This window comes from Streptomyces sp. NPDC000345, assembly GCF_042898825.1.
GTDB lineage: Bacteria > Actinomycetota > Actinomycetes > Streptomycetales > Streptomycetaceae > Streptomyces.
Genome location: NZ_JBIAZE010000010.1, coordinates 229,250 through 252,024, shown reverse-complemented (window position 1 = coordinate 252,024; position 22,775 = coordinate 229,250). Strand labels below are relative to the sequence as shown.

The following is a 22,775-nucleotide window of genomic DNA, read 5'->3' as shown; positions in this document are numbered from 1 at the left end:
GCGGCACGGGGCGCCCGTGTGATCCGTGCCGGACGGGTCAGTTGGCCCACGGCGGAGCGATCCGCGTGCCGTCGGCCAGCTCCGCCTCCAGGCCGATGGACGTGGTGACCCAGGAGAGCGCGGTGTGACCGGTCGGGTTCTCGACCGACAGGGTCGCTCCCGGGTTGACGATCACCGTGTCGCCCGCCGTGATCCGCTCGGTACGGCCGTCGAGCGTGATGAGCAGTTCGCCGATGAGCAGATGGAAGATCTCCTCCCGGCTGACGGTGTGCGCGGGGGCCTTCGTCCCGGCGGGGATCTCCCCGCGCCAGGCGCACAGCTCCTCGCTGCCGGTCAGGGGGGTGGCGTACGAGACGAAGCGGGCGCCGTGGATCTCGTGGGTCACGGCGTCGGACGGGCGGACGACGGGCATGGGGTGCCTCCGGTGAGCTGGGCCGCGAGGGCCGGAGAAAAGGTCAAGCTGCTTGACTATATGGCTCATGGTCAAGCAGCTTGACCAATCCGTCAAGGGTGTTTCAATGCACGCGTGCAGAACTCCGAAGCCCTGGCCCTGGCCGCCGCCCTCCTCTCCGCCGCCGGCGAGCTGACGCGGCGCATCAACGAGGGTGTCGTCGCCCGTGGGTTCGAGGGGCGGCCCGTCTACGGCTTCGCCTTCGCCCGGCTCGCCCCGGACGGTGCCACGGTCACCGACCTCGCCGTCCATCTCGGCGTCACCAAGCAGGCGGCGAGCCAGCTCGTGGACGAGCTCGTGCGCAAGGGGTACGTCGAGCGGTGGGCGCATCCGGACGACGCCCGGGCCCGGCTGATCGTGCTCACCGAGCGGGGGTGGGAGTGCACCCGGGCGGCGGAGGAGGCGGCCGCCGAGGCGGTGCGGGGCTGGGGCGAGGTGCTCGGGGAGGGTGAAGCGGGCGCGCTGTGCCGCCAGTTGATGCGCATCGCCCCCCATGGTCCCATCAGGCCTGCCTGGTGACGGAAGGTCAGGGGTCTCGGCCGCCCCTGACTACCACTGGAAGTTTTTACCGACGCGTAACTTCACACTTCAGCTACTCGTCCGTAACTTGATGAGTGAACAGCATCCTCGTGATCCGGGTCACAGGGCGTACGGCCATCGCACCTCCCTTGAGCCGCAAGGAGATCACCCGATGCTGCCCTGGAAGCGCCTGCTCAGACCCCTCGCCGCGGTGCTGCTGGCGGCCGCCGCCGCCACCGTCCCCGCCTCCGCCGCCCATGCCTCCCCCACGACCGCCGCCTCGTCGAGCGGCTGGAACGACTACACCTGCAAGCCCTCCGCCGCCCACCCCCGCCCCGTCGTCCTGGTCCACGGAACCCTCGGGAACTCGATCGACAACTGGCTGTCCCTCGCCCCCTACCTCGAGGTCCGGGGCTACTGCGTCTACTCCCTCGACTACGGCCAACTGCCGGGCGTCCCCTTCTTCCACGGCCTCGGCCCCATCGACAAGTCGGCCGAGCAGCTCTCCGCCTTCGTCGACAAGGTGCTCACCGCGACCGGCGCCGCCGAGGCCGACCTCGTCGGCCACTCACAGGGCGGCATGATGCCCCGCTACTACCTGAAGTTCCTCGGCGGAGCCGCCAAGGTGAACGCGCTCGTCGGGATCGCCCCCGACAACCACGGCACCACGCTCAGCGGCCTCACCCACCTGCTGCCCTACTTCCCGGGCGCCGAGGACCTGCTCTCGTCCGCCACCCCCGGCCTCGCCGACCAGATCGCCGGCTCGGCCTTCCTCACCAAGCTCAACGCCGGCGGCGACACCGTCCCCGGCGTCCGCTACACGGTCATCGCCACCAAGTACGACGAGGTGGTGACACCCTGGCGCAGCGGGTACCTCAGCGGAACCGGCGTCCGCAACGTGCTGCTGCAGGACCTGTGCCCGCTCGATCTCTCGGAGCACGTGGCGATCGGCCTGTTCGACCGCATCGCCTTCCATGAGGTGGCCAACGCGCTCGACCCGGCCCACGCCACCGCCACCACCTGTGCGTCCGCGCTGAGCTGACGCACAGGCCGGTCCGCCGGGGCCTGTCCGGCCTGAGCCGCCGGTCAGGCCCCGGAGTCCTGTCGGTCGCGGCCGCTCAGCGGCCGCGCCGGCCGCCGCCCACGGCCCGTCGGCGCACCGACGCGAACAGCAGCGCCGCGCCCAGGGCCAGGACGGCGGCACCGCCCACCGCGAGCGAGGAGGTGCCGGAGCCGGCGCCCGTCTCGGCGAGGTCCTCCGCCGGGCCGGCGGTCCGCGCCGCCGGGCCGCCGAGGCCGTCGTCCGCGGCCGCCGCCGGGGCCGCGGACGACGAGCCGGCGGGCGACGGGTCCGCGGCGGGGTCCGCCGTCGTCGTGGCGTCGTCGTCCCCGTGTCCGTGGTGCTCGATCGTCGACTTGTCGGCACCGTCCTCGATCTGCTCCTCGGAGGGCGCGGAGGCGGCCGGTGCCGCCGAGGAGACGCCGCCGAACGTGACGTCCGAGCAGGAGTAGAACGCCTCCGGGCTGTCCGAGCGCTGCCAGACGGCATACAGCAGCTGCCGGCCGGAACGCTCCGGCAGGGTCCCGGAGAACGTGGAGAAGCCGTCCGCCGCGACCGGGTCGGTGGCCGTCGCCACCGGATGCGCCAGGTCCAGGTCGGACCAGGCCAGCGGCTGCGCCGGGTCGTAGCCGGCCTTGGTGAGGTACACCGTGAAGGTGCCCTTGTGCGGGGCGGTCACGCGGTACCTGAAGGTGTACGCCCCGCTGCTCACGCCGGTCGCCGGCCAGTCGGTCCGGGCCAGGTCGAGGCCCTTGAACTCCTCGTTGCCGGCGCTGCACAGCGCGCCGTCCGGGATCAGCTCCTGATGGCGCCCGGCCGCGTCGCCGATGCGGACGCCGTTCCAGTCGTAGAGCGCCTGCGTACCGCCCGCCACGATCGCCGCCCGGCACGCCTCGGACGCCGGGCTCTCGGGCCCCTCCGCGTAGCACTGCGCCACCCGGCTGACCGGATCGCCCAGCGTGCCGTGCGCGGCCGCGGGAGCGGCGGACAGCGCGGTCAGGGCCGGTGGGGTCAGCGCGAGGGCGGCGACGACGGCGGCCTTGCGGCGTGCGGGCATGGGGGATCTCCTCGGAACCGTGCAGGGGGTGCGCTGCGGGCGACGCTGCTGCGTGCCGTCACCACGAAACCGCGAAAACGCCTGCTGGGGGAGGCCCGGAGCGATCTTTAGGGTTGCCTTAAGGAAGCGCTCAGACGGAGATCAGGCAGCCGGTGCCGCGACAGGCGACGTTCGCTCCGTCGGGCAGACGCTGCCTGCCGCGGCACTAGCGTGTCCGGTATGACGAGCGAGGAGATCCGGCCCGCCACCGCGGCCGACGTACCGGCCGTGAAAGCGGTCACCGACGCGGCGTACACGCACTACATCGAGCGCATCGGCGTCGTGCCGCTGCCCATGCGGGCGGACCACGCGGCGAACGTGGCCGCGGGAAAGGTCTTCGTGACCGGGGAGCCCGTCACGGGACTGGTGGTCGTCGAGGAGTTCGCCGACCACCTGTTCCTCGACAGCATCGCCGTCCACCCCGACGCCCACGGCAGGGGCGTCGGACGGCGGCTGCTGCACTTCGTGGACGCACACGCGCGTGCACGCGGACTGCCCGAGGTCAGGCTCTACACGAACGTGCTGATGTGGGAGAACCAGAGGATCTACCCGAAGTACGGCTACGAACTGGTGGGGCGACGGGTGGACGGCCCCTACGAGCGTCTCCACTACCGCAAGCGGCTCGGCTGACGGGAGCCGCAGGGTGTCTCACCCGTCCGGCCACCAGGTGCGCGCGATGTCCTGTCGCACCTCGGGACGCCCGGCGGGGCGCTCGTCCGCCTCGTCGCGGATCCGGCGGGATTCCGTCTTCTTCAGGGGCTTCTGCACGGTAGTGCGGCGCATGACTGCCTCCTTCAGGGACACCGGGTTCCGCGTTCTCACGGAGGTAGACCCTTTCCGGGAGAGTTCCTCATCGCCCCCTGGTCTGTCAGTGGCGGGTGTCACGATTCGAGTGTCAGTGGCAGGTGTCACTCTTGGGCACATGAGGAAGAACGGGGACGAAATGACGCCGGTGAGTGTGGACTGGGACGCGGAGGCGGCGGGCTTCGACGAGGAGCCCGATCACGGACTGCGCGACCCCGGGGTGCGTGCCGCCTGGGCGGAGCGGCTGCGGACCTGGCTCCCCGAGCGCGCCGGCGAGGTCCTCGACCTCGGCTGCGGCACCGGCAGCCTCTCGCTCCTCGCCTCCGAACAGGGACACCGCGTCACCGGGGTCGACCTGTCGGCCCCCATGATCGACCTGGCCCGCGCCAAACTCGCCGGGCGTGACGCGGTGTTCCTCCTCGGTGACGCGGCGGCGCCACCGGTCGGCGGGCGGCGCTTCGACACCGTGCTCGTCCGCCATGTGCTGTGGGCCCTGCCCGACCCCGCCCGTGTCCTGGCGCACTGGCGGGGCCTGCTGCGCCCGGGAGGGCGGCTCGTCCTGGTGGAGGGCGTCTGGGGGACGGTCACCCCGGTCGGCATACCGGCGGACCGCCTCACGGCTCTCCTCGCCCCGCTCGCCGTGCGGACGCGCGTGGAGAGGCTGTCGGACGACCCGCGTCTGTGGGGCGGACCGGTGCGGGACGAGCGGTACGCGGTGGTGGCGACGGACTGAGTGCCATGGCGGGCGAGGCGCGCCCGTGAAGGAACGGCGGCCGGTGCGGCGCGCGGGGTGCCTCCCACGCCCTCAAGGGGTGCCTGCCGGGCGCCGCCTCACCGCAGCAGCGCCGCGAAGTCGCCCTCGCGGGCCAGCGCCTCCAGCTCGTCGAGGGCGGCCACGGCGGCCGCGGCCGCCTCGGGGTCTCGCCCGGCCAGACCGCTCTGGGCGAACTCGTCCTCGTCGAGCCGTCGTACGTCCGTGCCGTCGGCGGAGCGCCACAGGTCAAGGTCGAGGTCCTCCACGACCAGCTCGGTGCCGAGGAGCGTGGCCGGGCGGGTGACGTCGCAGTACCAGCCCTTCAGGGCGCCCGTCGCGGTCCGGACCTCCTTCACCGCGTACCACCGGTCACGCCAGTAGTACTCGGTGAACACGTCCCCCGTCTCGAACCGTACGAAGCCGAAGTCGCGCACCCCGTCACCGGCCCAGGGGGCGCGTACGGCGATGCGCGTGCCGTCGTCCGCCAGCAGCTCGGCCGTGTAGCGGATCTTCGTACGGCCGGCCTTGACGAGGACGACGTCGACCCGGCGGGCGGCGTCAGCCGAGTGTGCGGACATGGCGCACCTCCGTCGCGCAGATCTCGTAGCCGAACCACTTGTTGATCGCGAGCATCGGCCCGTTGTCCGAGTCGTTGCCGGTGTACGCCTCCGTGTACCCCGCCGCGCGGGCGCGGTGCAGGGAGTCGTTCTTGACGAGCTTGGCCAGGCCCCGGCCGCGGTGGGTACGGGCGGTGCCGGTCATACCGGTGCCGTAGCGGCCGGGGCCGTGGGTGTGGGCCACGCTGAAGGCGACGGGACGGCCGTCGGCCACGGCGACCGAGGTCAGCTCCCGGTCGAGATGGGGGTGGTGCCAGGTCTGCGCGACCCAGGCCTCGTAGTCCGTGAACTCGGTGTCGATGTCGCTCGGCTCGTCGGCCACCACCGCCGCGTCCAGCTCGAACAGCGGGCGCGGGTCGTCCGCGAAGTCCGCGGCCGTGCGCAGTTCGACGCCCGGTGGCGGGTCCTGCAGCGGGGGCAGCGGGGTGCGCGCCAGGTCCAGGCGCAGAAAGTGCGCGGAGCGGCTCGCCCGGTAGCCGTGCCGCTCGGCGAACGCCCGGTTGCCGGGCTCGTCCAGGATCCAGGCGAACAGCTTCGTCGCACCGTGCGCCGCCAGATGCTCCTCGGCGGTGCGCACCAGCAGCGTGCCCGCCCCCCGGCCGGTGCGCGCCGGGTCCACGTACACGTTGAGAAAGCCCTGGCCGTGCTCCGGGCTCTCATGGGCGAGGCCCAGCTGGGCCGTGCCGATGATCTCGCCGTCCTCCTCGGCGACCAGCTTGCGGGCATGGGCGTCGGGGTGGGCGTGGGCGAAGAAGTGCCGCACCGACTGCGGGCTGAAGTACACGAAGGGCAGAGCGAGATGGCGCACCCGGACGAAACCCTCGACGTCGGGGGCCACCTCGGGGCGGAGATCACGCACGATGACGGTCATGTGAGCGCACGCTACGGGCGGCCCGCGCCCCCCTGCCTCTCATTTTCCTGCGGGTGCGGGACAATCGGGCCGTGACCTTGAAGATCCACATCGATGAGGGCGCCGCGCCGTACGAACAGGTGCGGGCGCAGATCGCCGGGCAGGCCCGCTCCGGAGCGCTGCCGGTCGGCTACCGGCTGCCGACGGTCCGGGGGCTCGCCGAGTCGCTGGGACTGGCGGCCAACACCGTCGCCAAGGCCTACCGGGCGCTGGAGGCGGACGGCGTCATCGAGACCCGGGGCCGCAACGGCACGTTCGTCGCGGCGTCCGGACCGGCGGCGGAGCGGGAGGCGGCGACCGCGGCCCAGGCCTACGCCGAGCGGGTGCGACGGCTCGGGCTCAGCGAGGAGGGCGCGCTGGCCGCGGTGCGCGACGCCCTGCGGGCGGCCTACGGGGAGTGATCACCGGCGGGTGGCGAGCGCGCGCGGCGTCCGGGTCACCGTCAGGCCCGCACGCTGTGCCGTCCTGCCGAACAGCGCCGCGTCACCCACCGCCGCGCCGCCCGGGTCGTTGTTGAAGTACGCGAAGACGTCGTCCTCGTCGGCCCAGGTCGTCGCGATGCGGTCGATCCAGGTCTCCAGGGACCGCTGGCCGTAGCGCGGCCAGGGCTGGGCGCGGCCCTGGTGGAAGCGGACGTACCCCCAGTCGGCGGTGCGCCACATCGGCGTGACCGGACGGGCCAGCACATCGGCCCAGCACAGCGCGGCTCCCCGGGACTCCAGGACCCGCCGTACCGCCGGCGTCCACCACGACTCGTGGCGCGGCTCCACCGCCACCCGGGTGCCCGACGGGAAACAGGCCAGGCAGGTGTCCAGCAGAACGGGGTCGACCCGCAGGGTGGGCGGCAGCTGCAGCAGGACCGGGCCGAGGCGGGCGCCCAGTCCGGCCGCGTGGTTCATCAGGCGGTGCACCGGCTCCTCGGGGTCGCGCAGCCGCTTGATGTGGGTGAGATAGCGGCTGGCCTTCACCGCGACCACGAAGTCCGGCGGGACGCGCTCGGCCCAGGACGTGAAGGTGTCCCTGGACGGCAGGCGGTAGAACGCGTTGTTGATCTCGACGGTGGCGAAATGCTCGGTGTACTCCTCCAGCCACCGCCGCTGAGGCACGTCGGCCGGGTACAGGACGTCCTTCCAGTCCTTGTACTGCCAGCCCGAGGTGCCGATGTGCAGTGTCATACCTCCATCAAAACACCTGAGGCCGCCGGCTACAGATACAGTCCCGCGTCCGACCGCCCCCGCGGCTCGGGCAGCGAGGTCGGGGAGGTGCCCCGGCGCAGCGCGTACAGCTCCGCCAGGGTCGCCCCCTCACGGCCGACCCCCTCCTCGGTGCCCAGCCAGCCGACCGCCTCCGGGCGGGTCAGCGGACCCACCTCGATCCGGGCCAGACAGCGGCCGGGGCGGACCACGGCCGGGTGGAGGCGCTCCAGGTCCTCGTTGGTGGTGACCCCGACCAGGACGTTGCGGCCCTGCCCGAGCAGGCCGTCGGTGAGGTTGAGCAGGCGCGACAGGGCCTGGCCCGCCGTGTGCTTCGCCTCGCCGCGGATCAGTTCGTCGCAGTCCTCCAGGAGCAGCAGCCGCCAGCGGCCCTTGCCGGTGGCGTCCTCCTCGCCGATCGCGATGTCCATCAGATAGCCGACGTCGGAGAAGAGCCGCTCGGGGTCCAGGACGCAGTCCACCTGGCACCAGTCCCGCCAGGAACGGGCCAGGGTGCGCAGCGCCGAGGTCTTGCCGGTGCCGGGCGGGCCGTGCAGCAGGAGCAGCCGGCCGGCGATGTCCTCCGGGGTCGTGCCCATCAGCCGGTCCATCGCCTCGGCGACGGGCGCCGTGTAGTTGGGGCGCACCTCCTCCCACGTACCGGCGGAGATCTGGCGGGTGGTGCGGTGTGGGCCGCGTCGCGGGGAGACGTACCAGAAGCCCATCGTCACGTTCTCGGGCTGGGGTTCGGGCTCGTCGGCCGCGCCGTCGGTGGCCTCGTCCAGCACCTTCGCGGCGAGTTCGGCGGTGGTCGCGGTGACCGTGACGTCGGCGCCGCGGTTCCAGCGGGAGACCAGCAGCGTCCAGCCGTCGCCCTCGGCGAGCGTCGCGCTGCGGTCGTCGTCGCGGGCGACGCGCAGCACGCGGGCCTGTGGCGGCAGCAGCGTCGCGCCGGAGCGGACGCGGTCGATGTTCGCCGCGTGCGAGTACGGCTGCTCGCCCGTCGCGAAGCGGCCGAGGAACAGCGCGTCGACGACGTCGGACGGGGAGTCGGAGTCGTCGACGTTGAGCCGGATCGGCAGAGCGTCGTGTGGGTGTGCAGGCATAGCCGCCATGATCCGGCACGCGGGCGCCCTCTGCACCCGGTTTCCGTGGTGCGCGCGGTGTGTCGGTCCTGTCCGGTTAGTTCCGGAGTGCGCCGGGCGGCCGGCGCACTCCGGAACCCGGGCGGCTCAGGCGAGGGCGCCGGCCGCCCGGCGCCGGAGCCGGCGTGTCCCGCGCACCACCGCGTACCCCTTCGTCAGCGCCCTGTCCCGGGCGAACGCCCGGCCGACGGCCCGGCCGTCGAGGAGCCGGGCGAACTCCTCGGCGTCCGTGGCGCGCCGCACCGTCACCCTGCGCAGGGCGTACGGCCCCTGCGCGCGGCGGGCGAGGGCGTTGCCGACGGCCAGCGCCTGGGCGAAGCCGTTCTCCCGCACCGCCGTGCGCACCCGGCGGCTGGAGTAGCCGTACGGGTAGGCGAACGACACCGGCAGCGCGCCCAGTTCACCGGCGACGATGTCCCGGCAGCGGGTCAGTTCGGCGCGCAGCGCGGGGTCGTCGAGCTGGTCGAGCTGCGGGTGACTGTGGCTGTGGCCGCCGATCTCCACGCCCGCGTCCGCCAGTTGGCGTACCTGCGGCCAGTCCAGCATGGTGTCCAGGGCGCCGCCGGTGTCGTAGGCGCCCTGGATCCAGCCGGTGGAGACGAACAGCGTGGCCGGGAAGCCGTGCCGGGCGAGGGCCGGGAGTGCGTGCCGGTGCACGCCCTCGTAGCCGTCGTCGAAGGTGATCAGCACCGGCCGGGCGGGCAGCGGCCGGCCGGTCCGCCAGCGGTCCGCCAGCGCGGCCGTGGTGAGCGGGGTGAGGCCGCGGTCCGCGATCACCGCCAGCTGCTCGTCGAAGGCCTCCGGAGTGACGGAGAGGGCGCGGGTGGCCCCGCTCGGACGCTCGGCGACCGCGTGGTACATCAGAATCGGCACGCGTGTCTCGGTCATACGGCACGCCCCCGCTCCCGTGTCTTCGTCATACGGCGTCCTCCCGGTCCCGTGCGTCCCCGATCCGCACGACCTCGAACGTCGTCCCGTTCCTGCGCGCCCGCACGCTGCCCACGACGTACCCGCCGGCCGCCGTCAGCACCCCCGCCACGATCGCGCCCGCCCGCCGGGCCCCGCCGGGCCGGGCCAGCGCCGCGTCGCGCAGGCCGCGCAGCACCCCGGCGGGCAGCACCCGGGTGGTGTAGCGGCGTTCGGTCTCCAGTCCCTTGTCGGAGCCCACGCTGCGCGCCACGAGCGCCTTGGACAGGCCCTCGGCATAGGTGCGGGTGCGGAAGTAGCCGAAGTGCTCGCGTGCCCCGGGCACCCTGTGGTGGATCACCGCACGGTCGTCGACCAGCAGGATCGCGTCGGGTCTCGCATGGCTGAGCCGGATGCACAGCTCCGTCTCCTCGCCGCCCATCGGCCGTCTGCCGCCGTCGCGTCCGATGCCGCCGGCGAAGCCGCCCGCGATGTCGAAGGCGGTGCGCCGGAAGGAGGCGTTGCCGCCGAGGATGTTGCGCACCCGGACGCGGCCGGGCGGCAGGCCCCGGTAGGAGCAGCCCACCACCCAGTCGAACTCCTCGGGGAACCAGTCGGGCCGCCGGCCCGAAGACCAGACGGGCTCGCACCGGCCGCCCACCGCCATGACCCGGGGGTCGGAGTACGGGTCGGCGAACCGGCGCAGCCAGTCCCGTTCCGCGACGGCGTCGTCGTCGAGGAACGCGATGACCTCGCCGTACGAGGCGGCGATGCCGGTGTTGCGGCCGGCGGACAGTCCGCGCGGGCCGGCGTTGGGCAGCACCCGCACCTCGTCGTGTTCCTTGTACTCCCGCGCCAGCCGGTCCAGGAGGGCCGGGTTGTGGTCGACGACGACCAGGGTCTCCAGGGCCGGGTGGGTCTGGGCGCGCACCGAGGCGACCGCCGCGAGGATGTCCGCCCAGCGGTCCTCGGTGTAGACGCAGATGACGACCGACATGCCGAGCGTGCTCAAGACACCTCTCCCCGGACCGAGTCGAGCAGGGGCGAGCGGCGGCCGGTGCGGCGCAGGGCCCGCCGGTTGGAGCGCTCCTGGAGGATCACCCGCAGGACGCGCAGTCCGTCGCGCACGGCGCGCAGGTTGCTGACGCCGTGGATGCGCAGGTACTCGTGGCTGGGGATCTCCTGCACCTTCAGACCTGCCTTGACGACCCGGATGTTCATCAGGGTCTCCACCTCGAAGCCCGTGCAGTCCAGGTCGATCTTGTCCAGGCAGTGCCGCCAGAACGCGTTGTAGCCGTAGCACAGGTCGGTGTACCGGGCGCCGAACTTGCGGTTGACGACCGCGCACAGCACCCGGTTGCCCAGCCACCGGATGAAGGTCATGTCGTCGGTGCCGCCGCCGTTGGCGAAGCGTGAGCCCTTGGCGAAGTCCGCGCCGGAGACCAGGGCGGAGACGTACGACACGATCTCGTTGCCGTCGGCCGAGCCGTCGGCGTCGACCATCACGATGATGTCGCCGCTGCACGCCTCGAAGCCGGTGATCAGGGCGTCGCCCTTGCCCCGCCCCCGCTGGCCGACGACCTTGACGCCGGGCCACAGCTCACGGGCGACCTCGACGGTGTTGTCGGTGGAGTTGCCGTCGACCAGCACCACTTCGTGGATCCAGTCCGGCAGGGTCTTGAAGACGTACGGAAGGTTCTCGGCCTCGTTCATCGCGGGGATGACCACGCTCACCGGTGGCGCGATGGCCAGGTGAGAGGAGATCGGCCGGTACGTGCCGGCGGTGGACGGGCCTGTCAGGTCCTGGCCCGGCGTCGCCGGCTGCAGAACGGAACTCATGAGTCTGGTCCCTCTCGTCCGGTGGGCCGCCCGCCCCTGGGCGGCCCGGATCCACGTCCGGTTCGAAAGGGGGGTTTCTCACCCGTGGCGGACGTGTCTCCGCCGCATGCCGGAGCGCTCTCCGCGCACAACGGGTGAGCTGGCAAAGCTGACCGGCCGCCGGCGAACGACGGCAGCCGACCGCGCGGAACGGCCCGGTCACCCATGTGGTCACCGGGCACGGCACCCCCCTACCGCGCTCTCGCCCCGGATGCCGTCCCGGTCCCTGAGCCCTCCCCTGGAGCCGTTGCCGACGGTCCGCTGCGAGTGAGATGTATGACGGTATTGATGATTACGCCCGTATGGCAAGACCTTGGGGTCCCGCTCACCTTTTTGTTCGTTTGACCGTTACACAACGGTGTGTCCCGTTGTTCGAAAGGGAAAAAAGTGTTCCCCGGAGGCGGTGGGGGAGTTCGCGGTGAGGGCCCGTCATCGGCCGGGGCGGCGTGGGCGGGAAGGGTGGTGAGCCCGCCGCCGAGGGCGGCGGTTGCCGCGGTGGCGGCGCCGGCTGTCCGGTAGAGGGCGCGAACGAGCCCCGGCGATCCCGGCGTGAGCCGAAAAGTCTTGGCATGGACACTTCCCGTCAACACGCGTAGTTGCTACGACGGTTGTGGCAGAGATCCTGCTAAAGGGAGGTTCCATGAGACGTTCCCGACTTGTCGTATTCGTCAGCTCACTCCTCCTCGCCGCAGGCGCCGCCCTCACCGGGGCGAGCGCGGCGCACGCGTCCCAACTCGCCGCGAACGGCGGCTATGTGGCGCTCGGCGACTCCTACTCCTCCGGTGTCGGCGCCGGCAGCTACATCAGCTCCAGCGGCGGCTGCAAGCGCAGCACCAAGGCCTACCCGTACCTGTGGAACGCCGCCCACGCACCCGCCTCGTTCACCTTCGCCGCCTGCTCGGGCGCCCGAACGGATGAAGTTCTGGCGAGTCAGCTCGGCGGCCTGAACTCCGCCACCGGCCTCGTCTCGATCAGCGTCGGCGGGAACGATGCGGGCTTCGCCGACGTCATGACCACCTGCGTCACCAGCTCCGACAGCACCTGCGTCAACCGCATCAACACGGCCAGGGCGTACGTCGACTCGACCCTCCCCGGCAAGCTCGACACCGTCTACACGGCGATCCGGTCCAAGGCCCCGAACGCCAAGGTCGTCGTCCTCGGCTACCCCCGCTTCTACAAGCTGGGCACCGTCTGCCTCGGCCTGTCCGAGACCAAGCGCTCCGCCATCAACAACGCGGCCGACCATCTCGACGCCGCCGTCGCCAGGCGCGCCGCCGCCCACGGCTTCGTCTTCGGCGACGTCCGCACCCGGTTCGGCGGCCACGAGATCTGCTCCGGCAGCTCCTGGCTGCACAGCCTCAACCTGCTCAACATCGGCGAGTCCTACCACCCGACCGCGTCAGGCCAGTCGGGCGGCTATCTGCCGGTTCTGAACGGCCTGGCCTGACCTACCCGGTGAGCGAGGGCGAGGGGGAGGTCCCGGCCGACGGGGTCTCCTCCTCGCAGGTCACCGAGAACGGCACGTAGTTCGAGGTCGCGCTCACCGGATCGCGCACCTCGACCCCGATCGCGTTCTGGTACGTCCCGCTCCCCGCGTACGTCGACAGGGTGACCTTGTCCTGCCGCGACTTCCCACCGCCCGAGGGGAAGTCCAGCGTCTTCCAGGTCTGGCCGGACAGCTCGCCGTCCTTCGCCACCCAGCGGTAGGACACCGTCGCGGGCAGCCGGCCCACCGTCAGCGTGGCCGTGAAGGCGGGGGCGGAGGCGTCGGGCGGCGGACAGGATCCGCTGTAGTCCGTGTGGGCGCCGGAGACCGTGACCGCGACGGTCTGCGCCGGGGCGGCGGACGAGGCGCTGGGACTCGGGCTCGCCGAGGGGCTCGGCGGCTCGCTGGACTCCCGCGCTGTCGGCGTCGGACTCAGGCCCTGCGTCTGGCTGTTGGTGACCTCGCCCTTGCCGCTCGGGTCGCCGTCGTCCCGGTTCAGCAGCCCGTAGGTCAGACCGGCCACCGCCAGCGCGAGAACGATCACGCCGGTGACGAGGACCGCGCCGGTCCGCCGGTTGCGTTCCGGCTCCTCCCGGGTGGCGCCGGTGGCCGCCCACGGCGGGGACGGCGGGGGAGCCTCCTGACGGAAGGGTTCGACGGGGGTCGGCGGCGTCGTGGCGGTCGGCGCGTAGGGCGCGTACGGCACTGAACGGGCCGTGCCCGACCGCGGGCCGCCTGCCGCGGAGGGGGCGCCCCCGGCCGCGACGACCCGCAGATCCCGCTCGGCCCGCTCGGCCGGCAACCGCTCGGCCGGGTCCTTGCGCAGCAGCCCCTCGATCACCGGTTCCAGCGGACCGGCCCGCAGCGGCGGCGGCAGTTCCTCGTCGACGATCGCGCGCAGGGTGCTCAGCGGGGTGTCGTGGCGGAACGGGGAGTTGCCCTCGACCGCGGCGTACAGCAGCACGCCCAGCGACCACAGGTCCGACTCGGGCCCCGGCGTACGCCCCAGCGCCCGCTCCGGCGCGAGGAACTCGGGTGAGCCGATGACCTCGCCGGTCATGGTCAGCGCGGAGGTGCCCTCCACCGTCGCGATACCGAAGTCGGTGAGCACCACCCGGCCGTCGTTCGACAGCAGCACGTTGGCCGGCTTCACGTCCCGGTGCAGCACCCCGGCCTCGTGCGCGGCCCGCAGCGCGGACAGCACCTCGGCGCCGATGTGCGCGGCCCGCGCCGGCTCCAGCGGACCCTCGGCGTCCAGCAGCTCGGCGAGGGAGATCCCGCGCACGATCTCCATGACGATCCACGGGCGCCCGTCCTGCATGGCCACGTCGTACACCGTGACGACGTTCCGGTTGGCGACCCGGGCCGCCGCCCAGGCCTCCCGTTCCAGCCGGGCGTACATCCGCTCGACGTCCGAGGCCGCCAGCCCGTGCGGGGCGCGCACCTCCTTGACGGCGACCTCGCGGCCCAGCACCTCGTCACGGGCCCGCCACACCGTCCCCATGCCGCCCTCGCCGAGCGGGGACAGCAGACGGTAGCGGCCCGAGATCAGACGTTCACGGCCCGGTTCTTCGGACACCGCGTCCCCCATTCGCACTTCGCATCCGGGCGAAAACCTCCGCAACCCCACCAACGTAGCTCAGCCGAGTACGGATGCGGCCCCCTTGAGCACCAGTCCGGCCCCGAGTGCCACGACCAGGAGCGCGGACCACAGCGGAAGGCTGCGGCGGACCAGCGTCACGACGGGGCGGCTGGTCCAGCGGGGACGCCTGTCCAGCAGACGGGTCGCGCCCGAGCCCAGCTTGACGACGGCGAACCCGGCGGCCGTGAGGGTCAGGGCGAGGCCGACGCCGTACGCGACGACGAGCAGCAGCCCGAACCAGGCGTGCCCGAGCGCCGCCGCGCCCACCAGCACCACGACGGCGGAGGGGCTGGGGACCATGCCGCCGGCGAAGCCGAGCAGGATCGTGCCGCGCAGGGTGGGGGCGACGGCGTGGGTGTGGGTGCGCCCGCCATGGCTGTGGGTGTGCCCGCCGTGGTCGTGGTCGTGGGTGTGACCGTGCTCGTGGTCGTGGGTGTGACTGTGCTCATGCTCATGCTCGTGCGTGTGGTCGTGGTCGTGCCGGGGCTGCGCGGGGGCCTTCGTGAGGCTGTGCGGACGGCCCGCGGGAGCGCCGACGAGGGCCGGCTGACGGCTGACGGCGGGGGCGTGGTCGTGGGGCCGGCCGTGGTCGTGGCCGTGCGGGTGGTCGTCGCCGGGGCCGTGCGGGTGCGGGTGACCGTCGGGGCCGTGGCTGTGCGCACGGCCGCCGTGGCTGTGCGCACGGCCGCCGTGGCTGTGTCCGTGCCCGTGGCCGTGTCCGCGGTTGTGCCAGGCGCGGCGGACGAGCGTCACGCCGGCGCAGAGCACCAGGGCGCCGCTGGCCAGGCCCAGCCAGGCGATCACCGAGGGCGCCGCGGCCGAACCCGCGGTGACGAGGAGACCGAGGGCGACCACGCCGAGGGTGTGGGTGACGGTCACCGAAGCGGCCAGGGGCAGGACGTCCTTCATCCGTGCCCGGCCGCCGCGGGCGGCCGCCGTCGCGGCCATGATGGTCTTGCCGTGCCCCGGGGCGACGGCGTGCAGCGCGCCGAGAACGACGGCGATCACCAGGGCCAGCGCGGCGAAGCCCACGGTGAGGTCCTGCCGGGCGACGAGCCCGTCCAGGGCCCGCGTCCAGCGGTCGGCGCCGCGCGGCAGCACGGACGCGGCGGGCGCGTCCCGCTCCTCCTCGACGAGCGCCGCGCCACCGGGCCGCACCGTGAGCGAGGCGGTGGCGGTGTCGGCGGGCGAGGAGAGCAGTTCCTTGGGATACGTGGTCAGCTCGTCCGAGACGGACGTCTCCGGTACGTCGGACCCGGTGAGCGTCATCCGGTCGCCGCGCGCGGTGATCTCGCGCCAGCCGGGGCCGGAGGAGGCGCCCGCGCTGTGGAAGGACAGGGAGACCGTGTCCTTCTCGGGCAGCTCCGCCGTCAGCCGGCACTCCACCCGGACGGTGTCCAGTCCGGCCTGACCGGGCCGCAGCACCGCCTTGGCGCTGCCCGCGGTGAGGGTGGCGGCACGGCCGCCCACCGTCAGCCTGCTGCCGGACGCGGCCGTCGCGCAGCGCTGCCGGGCCCACTCGGTCATGCCGAGCCGCTCGATGTCCGGCTTCGCCTGGGTCGCCGGGATCTCGGCGAGATCCTCGACGTGGTCGACGCGCAACTGTCCGGGGGCGGCGACGAGTCCGTCGTAGCGGTTGACGGTGAAGTTGCCGAGAGGGTGCGCGCTCGCGCCGGCGGAAGGAACCAGCGCGAGCGCGACGCCGGCCGTGAACACGGCCGCGCAGGAGGCGAACAGACGACGGGTCCTCACTTGTCCGCCTCCAGCGTCTTGAGAGCCGTACGGGCCTCGCGGGCGCCCAGCGGGGAGAAGCCGGGGTTCAGCTTCAGCGCGGCGGCGAGGTGGGTACGGGCGTCGTCGGGATGACCGGTGGCCTTCTCGATCACCCCGCGGTGGTAGAGGAAGGCCGCGTTGCGGTAGCCGGTGGCCGTCGCCTGCCGGGCGTAGCGAAGCGCCTCGGCGTCCTCGCCGTTGACGTGCAGGGCCCAGGCGAGGGCGTCCGCCGTGTGCACGGTGTGCCGGCGGGCCCAGTCGGCGCGGGCCGCGCGCAGGGCCGTCGCCCGGTCCCCGTGGTCGGCGGCGGCGAGCGCGGTGTCGAGGTCGGCGTTGACGCCGTTGGCGCGGGCGATCGCCGTCCAGGCGTCGACGAGGGCGTACTGGTTGTCCGCCCTCTCCTCGTCGCCCTTCGCGCCGCGGGCCTCGTACAGCTCGCCGAGCGCGACGAGCGGGCCGGGGAGCGGGTAGCGGGCGACGACGGTTTCCAGCCCCTCGATCGCCTCGGCCTGCCGGCCGCTCGCGGCCTGGGCGCGGGCCCTGCCCTCCAGCGCCGGGAGGTAGGTGTCGTCGGCGGAGAGGGCGCGGGCGTAGTGGGTGAGCGCCTCCTCGTACCGGCCCTGGTTCCAGGCGAGCTGGCCGAGCTGGGTGGCGACGTAGGCGATGTCGCCCGGGGAGGTGGACGCGGAGAGCGCCTGGTCGAGGACGCGGCGCGCGGTGGTGACGTCGCCGCGCAGTTCACGGACGTACGCGTAGCGGGTGAACACCGGGACGCCCGGCCGCCGTTCGTCGGCGTCGTCGGCGGCCTTCCCGGCCTCGTCGTAGCGGCCGAGTTCGACGAGGGCGTCGATACGGGAGCACAGGGCGCGTTCGCTGTAGGGGTTCTGCTTCAGGGCCTGGTCGGCGTACTTCAGCGCGCCCGCGAAGTCATGGCGGGCGGCGGCGAGCGCGGCCCGGCCGGCCAGCGCCTGGTCGTTGTCCGCCCGCAGGGAGAGGGAACGCTTCAGCGCCTGCTCGGCCTGGGGGTAGCGGGAGGGGTCGCCCTTGGTGCGGGCCTGCTCGACGTAGGCGAGACCCAGGGTGGCCCAGCTGCCGAAGTCCTTCGGCTGGGCGCGGAGATGGGCCTGGAGGGCGGTGATGCCCGAGTCCAGGTCACCGTTCGCGAGCAGTCCGGGGGACACGGCGGCTGCGGTGGCCACGTGCGGGTCCTGTCCGTCCCGCACGGCTCCGATCGCGATCGCCCCCGCGGTGAGCGCCACCGCCAGCATGGCGGCGCAGGCGCCGAGCTGGACGCCCCGCCAGCGACGGCCCGCGGCGGCGACCCGGCGTACGGCGGCCACCCTGACGTCGGTGTCGTCCGTGCCGGAGTCCGCCGTTTCCAGGGCCCGCGTGGCCTCGGTGTCCTCCAGGGCGAAGGCGTCCTCGGAGTCGGTCTCGGCCCGGTCCTCCCCGCCTTCCGGCAGGTCCGGGTCCACGACGGCGGCGCCCTCGGACGCCGGCCCGGACCCCGGCCGCTCGCTCTCCGGTGCGCCGTCGTTCGTACGCGGGGACATGCCCTCTCCTAGGTCGCCTGGGGTGGTTCGGCCTGCGGGGTGTGGGGGGCGGCGCGGCCCGCGCCGTGGGGGATGAGTACGCGGGCCGCGCCAGTCGGTGGGGATGAGGTGGGCCGGGGAGCGCAGGATTCCCTCCGGCCCACCTGGACGTGGGGTCCGACCGGGTGCCTAGTGGCGCCGGTAGGACGGCCGCTGCATCCGGCGCCACCACATCAGGCCGCCGCCGATGAGGAGGATGCCCGCCGCGCCGGCGCCCGCGGACGCCGCGATCAGCGGGGTGTTCTCCGAGGTGGCACCGGTCAGACCGTCGCCGAGGGCGCTCTTGACGTCGGCGCCGCTCTTCGCGGTCTTGCCGCGCGAACCCTCGGTCGGCAGGGCGACGTACGGGAAGTACTTCTCGAAGTTCTTGTCGTTCTTGTCGACCGCGTCACCCAGGTCGTTCTTGGAGCCGACCAGTTCACCCTCGACGACCTGGAGGGAGGCGTCGATCACGTCGTCGGTGAGGCGACGGCCGTTCGGGAAGCCCGCGTTGTCGCCGTCCAGCACACCGAGTCGCTTGGGGCTGGCGGCCGGCTTGATCGAGGTGTTGAGACGCAGTTCCTCGGACGGCGTCACGTACGGCGGCTGGTTGAGGCCCTTGACGCCCTTCAGGAACACGTCCACGAGGTCGTTGCGCGGCTCCGCCGGAGCCTTGATCTTGAAGATCGCCTCGATGAGCTTCGGCAGCTCGGGGTTGGTGACGTTCTTCAGGAACTGGCCGTCGTCCTTCGGCTGGGACGCGTTGAACTTGTCCTTGTCCTTGAGCGGGTTGACGACCTCGTTGACCAGCGGGCTGCCGAGGCGCGAGACCTGGGAGTAGTAGCCCTGCGCGTTCTTGCGCTGGGTGGTGGTCCAGACGCCGACGATCGGCTGGTGCTTCGCCTCGACGATCATGTCGTTGGGCACCTGCAGGGCGATCGTGTTGACGTTGTAGCCCTTGAGGGTGTCGTTGCCGACCTCGGAGAGGTCACCGCCGTACAGCAGGTCGAAGACGCGCAGGTCGGCGAAGAAGGGGTCGTCGGCCTGTCCGGCGAACGTCTTGGCGCCGTTGGACAGCTTGTAGATCGCCTGGTCGCGCAGCTTGGAGTACTTCGGCATCGACGCCTTGCCCACGTTGGACGGCGCCACCGGGACGTCGTCCGCGAGCTTGGTGTCGTGGACGACCTTGCCGTTCTTCTCCTTGATCAGCTCGAGGTCGTAGGTCTGCGTGACGTTCAGGTCCGGGTCGTACAGGCTGTCGACGACCCCGGTGTTGTAGAGGAACGACTTCCGGTTCTTGACGTTCGTCTTGAACGTGTAGCGGAAGACCAGCTCCTCCTTCGCGTCGCCGTTGTTGTCGATGCGGATGTCGTACTGGGCGTCCTCGGCGAACTGGTAGAAGTTCGGGCCGCCGCCGGGTTCCTGGAACGGGATCACGTTCGCGATGATGGTCGTCGTGTCCGGGTGGTCCGGGCTGACGAACGCGTAGAGGTCCGTGTTGTCGTACTGCGGGGTCCCGGAGATGAGGGGGGCCTCGCGGTGGCTGGAGGCCTGTGCAGCCCCCGGAGCGAGCACCACGACGCCGGCGGCCGTGAGCGCCCCGGCGGCAAGTGCCCCGCAGATCAGAGTCGCGACGCCCTTGCGTCCCGTGCCGCTCTTGGAGATAGCTGCTGTCATGCCGTCCTGCCGTCCGTCCTGTGTGCCAACTTGCCTGACGGACAGTGATACGCAGCGGAGGGCCGATCGGATTGGTCGAAATCAAAAAACTTTTTTTCGCTGCTCGACCCGCGTTTCGGGCTCTTTGATCCGTACCCCATCCGGAGGTGTGTCCGTTGCGAATGCCTGGTGTGACGGGGTGGCCCGGGTGCGGCCGCGGAGAGGGGGACCGGATGGAGGCGGACGAGCTGATGGTGCTCGTCGCGGGGGGCGACCAGAGGGCATTCGAGCAGTTGTACGGGCTGGTGTCCGGGCCGGTGTTCGGACTCGTGCGGCGCGTCGTGCGCGACCCCGCCCAGTCGGAGGAGGTCGCCCAGGAGGTGCTCCTGGAGGCCTGGCGCTCCGCCGCCCGCTACGACCCCGGCCGGGGCAGCGCCCTGTCCTGGATCCTCACGCTGGCCCACCGGCGCGCCGTGGACCGGGTGCGCAGCGCCCGCGCGGCCAGCGACCGTGAGCAGCGTGAGGGGCGGCGCTACCACGACCCCGCCTTCGACCAGGTGGCGGAGGAGGTCGAGGCCGGGCTGGAACGCCAGTTGGTCCGGCGCTGCCTCGACCGGCTGACGGCCCTTCAGCGGCAGTCCGTCACCCTCGCCTACTACGACGGCTACACGTACCGTGAGGTGGCCGAGCGGCTCTCGCTGCCGCTGGGCACGGTGAAGACCCGGATGCGCGACGGACTCACGCGGCTGCGCGACTGCTTGGGAGGTGTCGCGTGAGCGTCCTCGGATCACTGTTCCGCCGGGAGGACCTGCACTCGCTGGCCGCCCCCTACGCCCTCGACGCCCTCGAGCCGGACGAGCGGCGCCGCTTCGAGAAACACCTCAGAGGGTGCGACCGCTGCGCCGCCGAGGTGCGCGACCTGGCCGAGGACGCCGTCCGGCTCGCCTGGTCCCAGGCCGTCCCGCCGCCGGCCGCGATGCGCGACCGGGTGCTGGCCGCCGTACGCACCACCCCGCAGGAGCCGGGGCGTGCGCCGGTGCGGGCGCACGAGCCCCAACTGCCTCCACACGTCTGGGGCACGCAGCCGCCGCCGGGACGCTCCCGTGCGCCTCGCGCGCGCCGCCCCCTGTTCGTGCCGTTCGCCACGGCCACCGCCGCCGCGGCCCTCGTCGTCGCCTCGCTCTTCGCCGTCCAGGCCGACCGCACCCAGGAGCAGTTGAACGCGGAGCGCGCCCAGGCACGTGAGATCGCCCACGTTCTGGCAGCTCCGGACGCCCGGGCGAGCACCGGCACCGACACCGGGGGCCGCAGTATCGGAGTAATCGCTTCCGCTTCGGAGGGGGAGGCGATCGTCACCTTGAGCGGATACGGAGACCTGCCCGGGGGGCGGGTGCACCAGCTCTGGGTCATGCGCCCCAACGTGCAACCGCGCTCCCTCGGGCTTTTCGACGGCGACACGCCCCTGGTCGCGACCGGCCTCGACAAGACCTCGACATCACTCGCCGTGACCGTCGAGCCCGACGGAGGGTCAGCTCAGCCCACCAGTCAGCCGGTTGTCCAACTCACCCTGAAATCGGTCGGATTCGGAGAGTGATCGAAGGGAGTACGTCAACCCCCTTGCGGGGAAGGTGATTCCTGAGAGCTCGATACACGCGTGCCCGGACGGGGCGATAGGGTTACCCTGCCCGGGCCGGGTGGACTCGTACGGGTGGGGAGTGACATGGAACAGATAACGATGCGCAGCAGGGCGAGGGTCCCTGCGATCACCTGCGGGAGCACTGCGACCAGTTCGCGGCTCGACCGCCATCTGTCGGTACTGGCGGGTCCCGCCATACCGCAACGGGAGACGGCCGAGGCGACCTCGCTCATGCGGGAACTGACCGCGCGTGAGCCCGCTCGCCAGCGCAACTCCAGGACGGCCCGCGTGTCGCTGTTCGCGCCGCTGCGCCGACTGCGCCGCTCGCTGTTCGGCGGACACCGGCACTGAGACCCGCGCTCAGGCGGCCACACCGTCCCGGCACAGCGCTGCGATCTCGTCGTCCGTCATCCCCACGGCACGCAGCAGCGCTTCGGTGTGCTCCCCGAGCGCGGGTACGTCCCCCATCCTCGCCTCCGGCCCGCCCGGCAGAGTGATCGGAGGCAGCAGCGCCCGCAACGGCCCGACCGGCGAACCCACTTCCCGCCACCGCTCCCGGGCCGCCAGCTGCGGATGCTCCGCCAGTTCCCGCAGATCCCTCAGGCGCGCGCACGCGATGCCCGCGCCCTCCAGGCGCGCCAGCGCCTCGTCGGTGTCCAGCGCGCCCAGCGCCTTCGCCACCAGCGCGTCCGTGCGCTCCCGGTTCGTCACCCGTGCCGCGTTCGTCGCGAATGCCGGATCCGTCCCCAACTCCGCTCGGCCGACGACCTGGTCGGCCAGCCGCCGCCACTCCCGGTCGTTCTGCACCGACAGCAGCACCCGGCCGCCGTCGGCCGTGGCGTAGGCGTCGTAGGGCGCGATCACCGCGTGCGCGAGACCCGTGCGCCGCGGCGGAGTGCCCCCGTGCAGCGTGTGATGCAGCGGATGCCCCATCCACTCGGCCAGGGCCTCCAGCATCGACACCTCCACGGGCCCGCCCCGCCCGGTCGTCCCCCGCCGCACCAGCGCCGCCAGCACGCCCGAGAAGGCGTACATGGCCGCTGCGATGTCCGCCGCCGGGATTCCCGCCTTCACCGGCTGCTCCGGCGTGCCGGTCACCGACACCAGCCCCGCCTCGCACTGCACGAGCATGTCGTACGCCCGCTTGTCCGCGTAGGGGCCCTCGGCGCCGTAGCCGGAGATGTCGACGGCGATCAGCCGTGGATGCGCCGCGCACAGTGTGGCCGCGTCCAGCCCCAGCCGGGCCGCCGCGCCCTGTGCGAGGTTCTGCACGAACACGTCCGCGTCCGCGACCAGCCGCCGTACGACGTCCAGGCCGCGCGGGTCCTTCAGGTCCAGCGCGATGGACTCCTTGCCCCGGTTGCACCACACGAAGTGCGAGGCGAGGCCGCGGGCCGCGGTGTCGTAGCCGCGCGCGAAGTCGCCGCCGTCGATCCGTTCGACCTTGATGACCCGGGCGCCCAGATCGGCGAGCTGACGGGTGGCGAAGGGGGCCGCCACGGCCTGTTCGACGGCGACGACGGTGATGCCCTCCAGGGGCGGCGGGAGCTGGTCCATGGGGTGGATCATGGCTCCCGGGCCGGCGGTTTGTCATGCGCGGGGGTGCGCGTGCCGCCGCACGGCGGGCGGCGCGGACACCGCGATCAGCGCCGCGCACCAGACCACGGAGGCCGTGTTC

At 72.7% G+C, this 22,775-nt stretch carries 24 protein-coding genes; 9 read left to right on the top strand and 15 right to left on the bottom strand.

Annotation, left to right across the window (positions count from 1 at the left end; translation table 11 throughout):
- Positions 1 to 37: 37 nt before the first annotated feature.
- A complete protein-coding gene (locus tag ACFY30_RS25045; RefSeq protein WP_390847369.1) occupies positions 38 to 412 on the bottom strand; it encodes a cupin domain-containing protein in 375 nt (124 codons plus the stop codon).
- A 114-nt stretch (positions 413 to 526) separates the two neighbouring features.
- On the opposite strand from ACFY30_RS25045, the gene ACFY30_RS25040 reads away from it, so the two are divergent.
- Both ACFY30_RS25040 and ACFY30_RS25035 read left to right on the top strand, forming a co-directional pair.
- Positions 527 to 970: a MarR family winged helix-turn-helix transcriptional regulator gene (locus ACFY30_RS25040; RefSeq protein ID WP_390847368.1), complete on the top strand. Its 444-nt coding sequence runs from the start codon at positions 527 to 529 to the stop codon at positions 968 to 970.
- Between the two features lie 172 nt (positions 971 to 1,142).
- A complete protein-coding gene (locus tag ACFY30_RS25035) occupies positions 1,143 to 2,012 on the top strand; it encodes an esterase/lipase family protein (protein WP_390847367.1) in 870 nt (289 codons plus the stop codon).
- A gap of 76 nt (positions 2,013 to 2,088) precedes the next feature.
- Here the strand turns inward: ACFY30_RS25035 and ACFY30_RS25030 are convergent, their stop codons facing one another.
- Positions 2,089 to 3,087: a lytic polysaccharide monooxygenase gene (locus ACFY30_RS25030; protein ID WP_390847366.1), complete on the bottom strand. Its 999-nt coding sequence runs from the start codon at positions 3,085 to 3,087 to the stop codon at positions 2,089 to 2,091.
- Positions 3,088 to 3,306: 219 nt separating this feature from the next.
- On the opposite strand from ACFY30_RS25030, the gene ACFY30_RS25025 reads away from it, so the two are divergent.
- Positions 3,307 to 3,756: a GNAT family N-acetyltransferase gene (locus ACFY30_RS25025; RefSeq protein WP_390847365.1), complete on the top strand. Its 450-nt coding sequence runs from the start codon at positions 3,307 to 3,309 to the stop codon at positions 3,754 to 3,756.
- A gap of 18 nt (positions 3,757 to 3,774) precedes the next feature.
- On the opposite strand, the gene ACFY30_RS25020 is transcribed toward ACFY30_RS25025, so the two are convergent.
- Complete coding sequence (locus ACFY30_RS25020; RefSeq protein ID WP_390847364.1) at positions 3,775 to 3,909, bottom strand: hypothetical protein; 135 nt, start codon at positions 3,907 to 3,909, stop codon at positions 3,775 to 3,777.
- 139 nt (positions 3,910 to 4,048) lie between these two features.
- Between ACFY30_RS25020 and ACFY30_RS25015 the strand changes: the two genes are divergently transcribed.
- A complete protein-coding gene (locus tag ACFY30_RS25015) occupies positions 4,049 to 4,663 on the top strand; it encodes a class I SAM-dependent methyltransferase (RefSeq protein WP_390847363.1) in 615 nt (204 codons plus the stop codon).
- Positions 4,664 to 4,761: 98 nt separating this feature from the next.
- Here the strand turns inward: ACFY30_RS25015 and ACFY30_RS25010 are convergent, their stop codons facing one another.
- Both ACFY30_RS25010 and ACFY30_RS25005 read right to left on the bottom strand, forming a co-directional pair.
- A complete protein-coding gene (locus ACFY30_RS25010) occupies positions 4,762 to 5,262 on the bottom strand; it encodes a DUF402 domain-containing protein (RefSeq protein ID WP_390847362.1) in 501 nt (166 codons plus the stop codon).
- Positions 5,243 to 6,172 (bottom strand): GNAT family N-acetyltransferase, encoded by a 930-nt coding sequence (locus ACFY30_RS25005; RefSeq protein ID WP_390847361.1) that lies wholly within the window; start codon positions 6,170 to 6,172, stop codon positions 5,243 to 5,245. The genes ACFY30_RS25010 and ACFY30_RS25005 overlap by 20 nt, the downstream gene beginning before the upstream one ends.
- Positions 6,173 to 6,243: 71 nt before the next feature.
- On the opposite strand from ACFY30_RS25005, the gene ACFY30_RS25000 reads away from it, so the two are divergent.
- Entirely contained in the window at positions 6,244 to 6,612 is a 369-nt protein-coding gene (locus ACFY30_RS25000) for a GntR family transcriptional regulator (RefSeq protein ID WP_390847360.1), read from the top strand.
- Here the strand turns inward: ACFY30_RS25000 and ACFY30_RS24995 are convergent, their stop codons facing one another.
- The 5 genes from ACFY30_RS24995 to ACFY30_RS24975 form a co-directional block, all read right to left on the bottom strand.
- Positions 6,613 to 7,386: a DUF72 domain-containing protein gene (locus tag ACFY30_RS24995; protein WP_390847358.1), complete on the bottom strand. Its 774-nt coding sequence runs from the start codon at positions 7,384 to 7,386 to the stop codon at positions 6,613 to 6,615.
- Between the two features lie 29 nt (positions 7,387 to 7,415).
- Positions 7,416 to 8,510 (bottom strand): DUF5925 domain-containing protein, encoded by a 1,095-nt coding sequence (locus ACFY30_RS24990; RefSeq protein ID WP_390660688.1) that lies wholly within the window; start codon positions 8,508 to 8,510, stop codon positions 7,416 to 7,418.
- Positions 8,511 to 8,636: 126 nt separating this feature from the next.
- Positions 8,637 to 9,437, bottom strand: coding sequence for a polysaccharide deacetylase family protein (locus ACFY30_RS24985; protein WP_390847357.1), 801 nt, complete (start codon positions 9,435 to 9,437; stop codon positions 8,637 to 8,639).
- A gap of 28 nt (positions 9,438 to 9,465) precedes the next feature.
- A complete protein-coding gene (locus ACFY30_RS24980; RefSeq protein ID WP_390847429.1) occupies positions 9,466 to 10,452 on the bottom strand; it encodes a glycosyltransferase family 2 protein in 987 nt (328 codons plus the stop codon).
- Positions 10,453 to 10,463: 11 nt separating this feature from the next.
- Complete coding sequence (locus ACFY30_RS24975) at positions 10,464 to 11,294, bottom strand: glycosyltransferase family 2 protein (RefSeq protein WP_390847356.1); 831 nt, start codon at positions 11,292 to 11,294, stop codon at positions 10,464 to 10,466.
- 679 nt (positions 11,295 to 11,973) lie between these two features.
- Between ACFY30_RS24975 and ACFY30_RS24970 the strand changes: the two genes are divergently transcribed.
- Entirely contained in the window at positions 11,974 to 12,780 is an 807-nt protein-coding gene (locus ACFY30_RS24970) for an SGNH/GDSL hydrolase family protein (protein WP_390847355.1), read from the top strand.
- A gap of 1 nt (position 12,781) precedes the next feature.
- On the opposite strand, the gene ACFY30_RS24965 is transcribed toward ACFY30_RS24970, so the two are convergent.
- The 4 genes from ACFY30_RS24965 to ACFY30_RS24950 form a co-directional block, all read right to left on the bottom strand.
- A complete protein-coding gene (locus ACFY30_RS24965) occupies positions 12,782 to 14,398 on the bottom strand; it encodes a serine/threonine-protein kinase (RefSeq protein WP_390847354.1) in 1,617 nt (538 codons plus the stop codon).
- Positions 14,399 to 14,458: 60 nt separating this feature from the next.
- Complete coding sequence (locus ACFY30_RS24960) at positions 14,459 to 16,213, bottom strand: sulfite exporter TauE/SafE family protein (protein ID WP_390847353.1); 1,755 nt, start codon at positions 16,211 to 16,213, stop codon at positions 14,459 to 14,461.
- Positions 16,210 to 17,787: a tetratricopeptide repeat protein gene (locus tag ACFY30_RS24955; RefSeq protein ID WP_390847352.1), complete on the bottom strand. Its 1,578-nt coding sequence runs from the start codon at positions 17,785 to 17,787 to the stop codon at positions 16,210 to 16,212. The genes ACFY30_RS24960 and ACFY30_RS24955 overlap by 4 nt, the downstream gene beginning before the upstream one ends.
- A gap of 168 nt (positions 17,788 to 17,955) precedes the next feature.
- Positions 17,956 to 19,482: a DUF4331 domain-containing protein gene (locus ACFY30_RS24950; RefSeq protein ID WP_390847351.1), complete on the bottom strand. Its 1,527-nt coding sequence runs from the start codon at positions 19,480 to 19,482 to the stop codon at positions 17,956 to 17,958.
- A 212-nt stretch (positions 19,483 to 19,694) separates the two neighbouring features.
- On the opposite strand from ACFY30_RS24950, the gene ACFY30_RS24945 reads away from it, so the two are divergent.
- From ACFY30_RS24945 to ACFY30_RS24935, 3 genes are all read left to right on the top strand, one after another.
- Positions 19,695 to 20,237, top strand: a complete 543-nt coding sequence (locus tag ACFY30_RS24945; protein WP_390847349.1) for a sigma-70 family RNA polymerase sigma factor — start codon at positions 19,695 to 19,697, stop codon at positions 20,235 to 20,237.
- On the top strand, positions 20,234 to 21,055 hold the full coding sequence (locus ACFY30_RS24940) for an anti-sigma factor domain-containing protein (protein ID WP_390847347.1): 822 nt from the start codon (positions 20,234 to 20,236) through the stop codon (positions 21,053 to 21,055). The genes ACFY30_RS24945 and ACFY30_RS24940 overlap by 4 nt, the downstream gene beginning before the upstream one ends.
- A 126-nt stretch (positions 21,056 to 21,181) precedes the next feature.
- Positions 21,182 to 21,448, top strand: a complete 267-nt coding sequence (locus tag ACFY30_RS24935) for a hypothetical protein (protein WP_390847346.1) — start codon at positions 21,182 to 21,184, stop codon at positions 21,446 to 21,448.
- A 9-nt stretch (positions 21,449 to 21,457) separates the two neighbouring features.
- On the opposite strand, the gene ACFY30_RS24930 is transcribed toward ACFY30_RS24935, so the two are convergent.
- Complete coding sequence (locus tag ACFY30_RS24930) at positions 21,458 to 22,654, bottom strand: CaiB/BaiF CoA transferase family protein (RefSeq protein WP_390847345.1); 1,197 nt, start codon at positions 22,652 to 22,654, stop codon at positions 21,458 to 21,460.
- Positions 22,655 to 22,775: the final 121 nt, after the last annotated feature.

Excerpts from the sequence above, each read along its gene's own strand:
- ACFY30_RS25045 (WP_390847369.1), bottom strand. The coding sequence starts at position 412 with ATGCCCGTCGTCCGCCCGTCCGACGCCGTGACCCACGAGATCCACGGC.
- ACFY30_RS25035 (WP_390847367.1), top strand. The coding sequence starts at position 1,143 with ATGCTGCCCTGGAAGCGCCTGCTCAGACCCCTCGCCGCGGTGCTGCTG.
- ACFY30_RS25030 (WP_390847366.1), bottom strand. The coding sequence starts at position 3,087 with ATGCCCGCACGCCGCAAGGCCGCCGTCGTCGCCGCCCTCGCGCTGACC.
- ACFY30_RS25025 (WP_390847365.1), top strand. The coding sequence starts at position 3,307 with ATGACGAGCGAGGAGATCCGGCCCGCCACCGCGGCCGACGTACCGGCC.
- ACFY30_RS25020 (WP_390847364.1), bottom strand. The coding sequence starts at position 3,909 with ATGCGCCGCACTACCGTGCAGAAGCCCCTGAAGAAGACGGAATCCCGC.
- ACFY30_RS25015 (WP_390847363.1), top strand. The coding sequence starts at position 4,049 with ATGAGGAAGAACGGGGACGAAATGACGCCGGTGAGTGTGGACTGGGAC.
- ACFY30_RS25010 (WP_390847362.1), bottom strand. The coding sequence starts at position 5,262 with ATGTCCGCACACTCGGCTGACGCCGCCCGCCGGGTCGACGTCGTCCTC.
- ACFY30_RS25005 (WP_390847361.1), bottom strand. The coding sequence starts at position 6,172 with ATGACCGTCATCGTGCGTGATCTCCGCCCCGAGGTGGCCCCCGACGTC.
- ACFY30_RS24995 (WP_390847358.1), bottom strand. The coding sequence starts at position 7,386 with ATGACACTGCACATCGGCACCTCGGGCTGGCAGTACAAGGACTGGAAG.
- ACFY30_RS24990 (WP_390660688.1), bottom strand. The coding sequence starts at position 8,510 with ATGCCTGCACACCCACACGACGCTCTGCCGATCCGGCTCAACGTCGAC.
- ACFY30_RS24985 (WP_390847357.1), bottom strand. The coding sequence starts at position 9,437 with ATGACCGAGACACGCGTGCCGATTCTGATGTACCACGCGGTCGCCGAG.
- ACFY30_RS24980 (WP_390847429.1), bottom strand. The coding sequence starts at position 10,452 with ATGTCGGTCGTCATCTGCGTCTACACCGAGGACCGCTGGGCGGACATC.
- ACFY30_RS24975 (WP_390847356.1), bottom strand. The coding sequence starts at position 11,294 with ATGAGTTCCGTTCTGCAGCCGGCGACGCCGGGCCAGGACCTGACAGGC.
- ACFY30_RS24970 (WP_390847355.1), top strand. The coding sequence starts at position 11,974 with ATGAGACGTTCCCGACTTGTCGTATTCGTCAGCTCACTCCTCCTCGCC.
- ACFY30_RS24955 (WP_390847352.1), bottom strand. The coding sequence starts at position 17,787 with ATGTCCCCGCGTACGAACGACGGCGCACCGGAGAGCGAGCGGCCGGGG.
- ACFY30_RS24950 (WP_390847351.1), bottom strand. The coding sequence starts at position 19,482 with ATGACAGCAGCTATCTCCAAGAGCGGCACGGGACGCAAGGGCGTCGCG.
- ACFY30_RS24945 (WP_390847349.1), top strand. The coding sequence starts at position 19,695 with ATGGAGGCGGACGAGCTGATGGTGCTCGTCGCGGGGGGCGACCAGAGG.
- ACFY30_RS24935 (WP_390847346.1), top strand. The coding sequence starts at position 21,182 with ATGGAACAGATAACGATGCGCAGCAGGGCGAGGGTCCCTGCGATCACC.
- ACFY30_RS24930 (WP_390847345.1), bottom strand. The coding sequence starts at position 22,654 with ATGGACCAGCTCCCGCCGCCCCTGGAGGGCATCACCGTCGTCGCCGTC.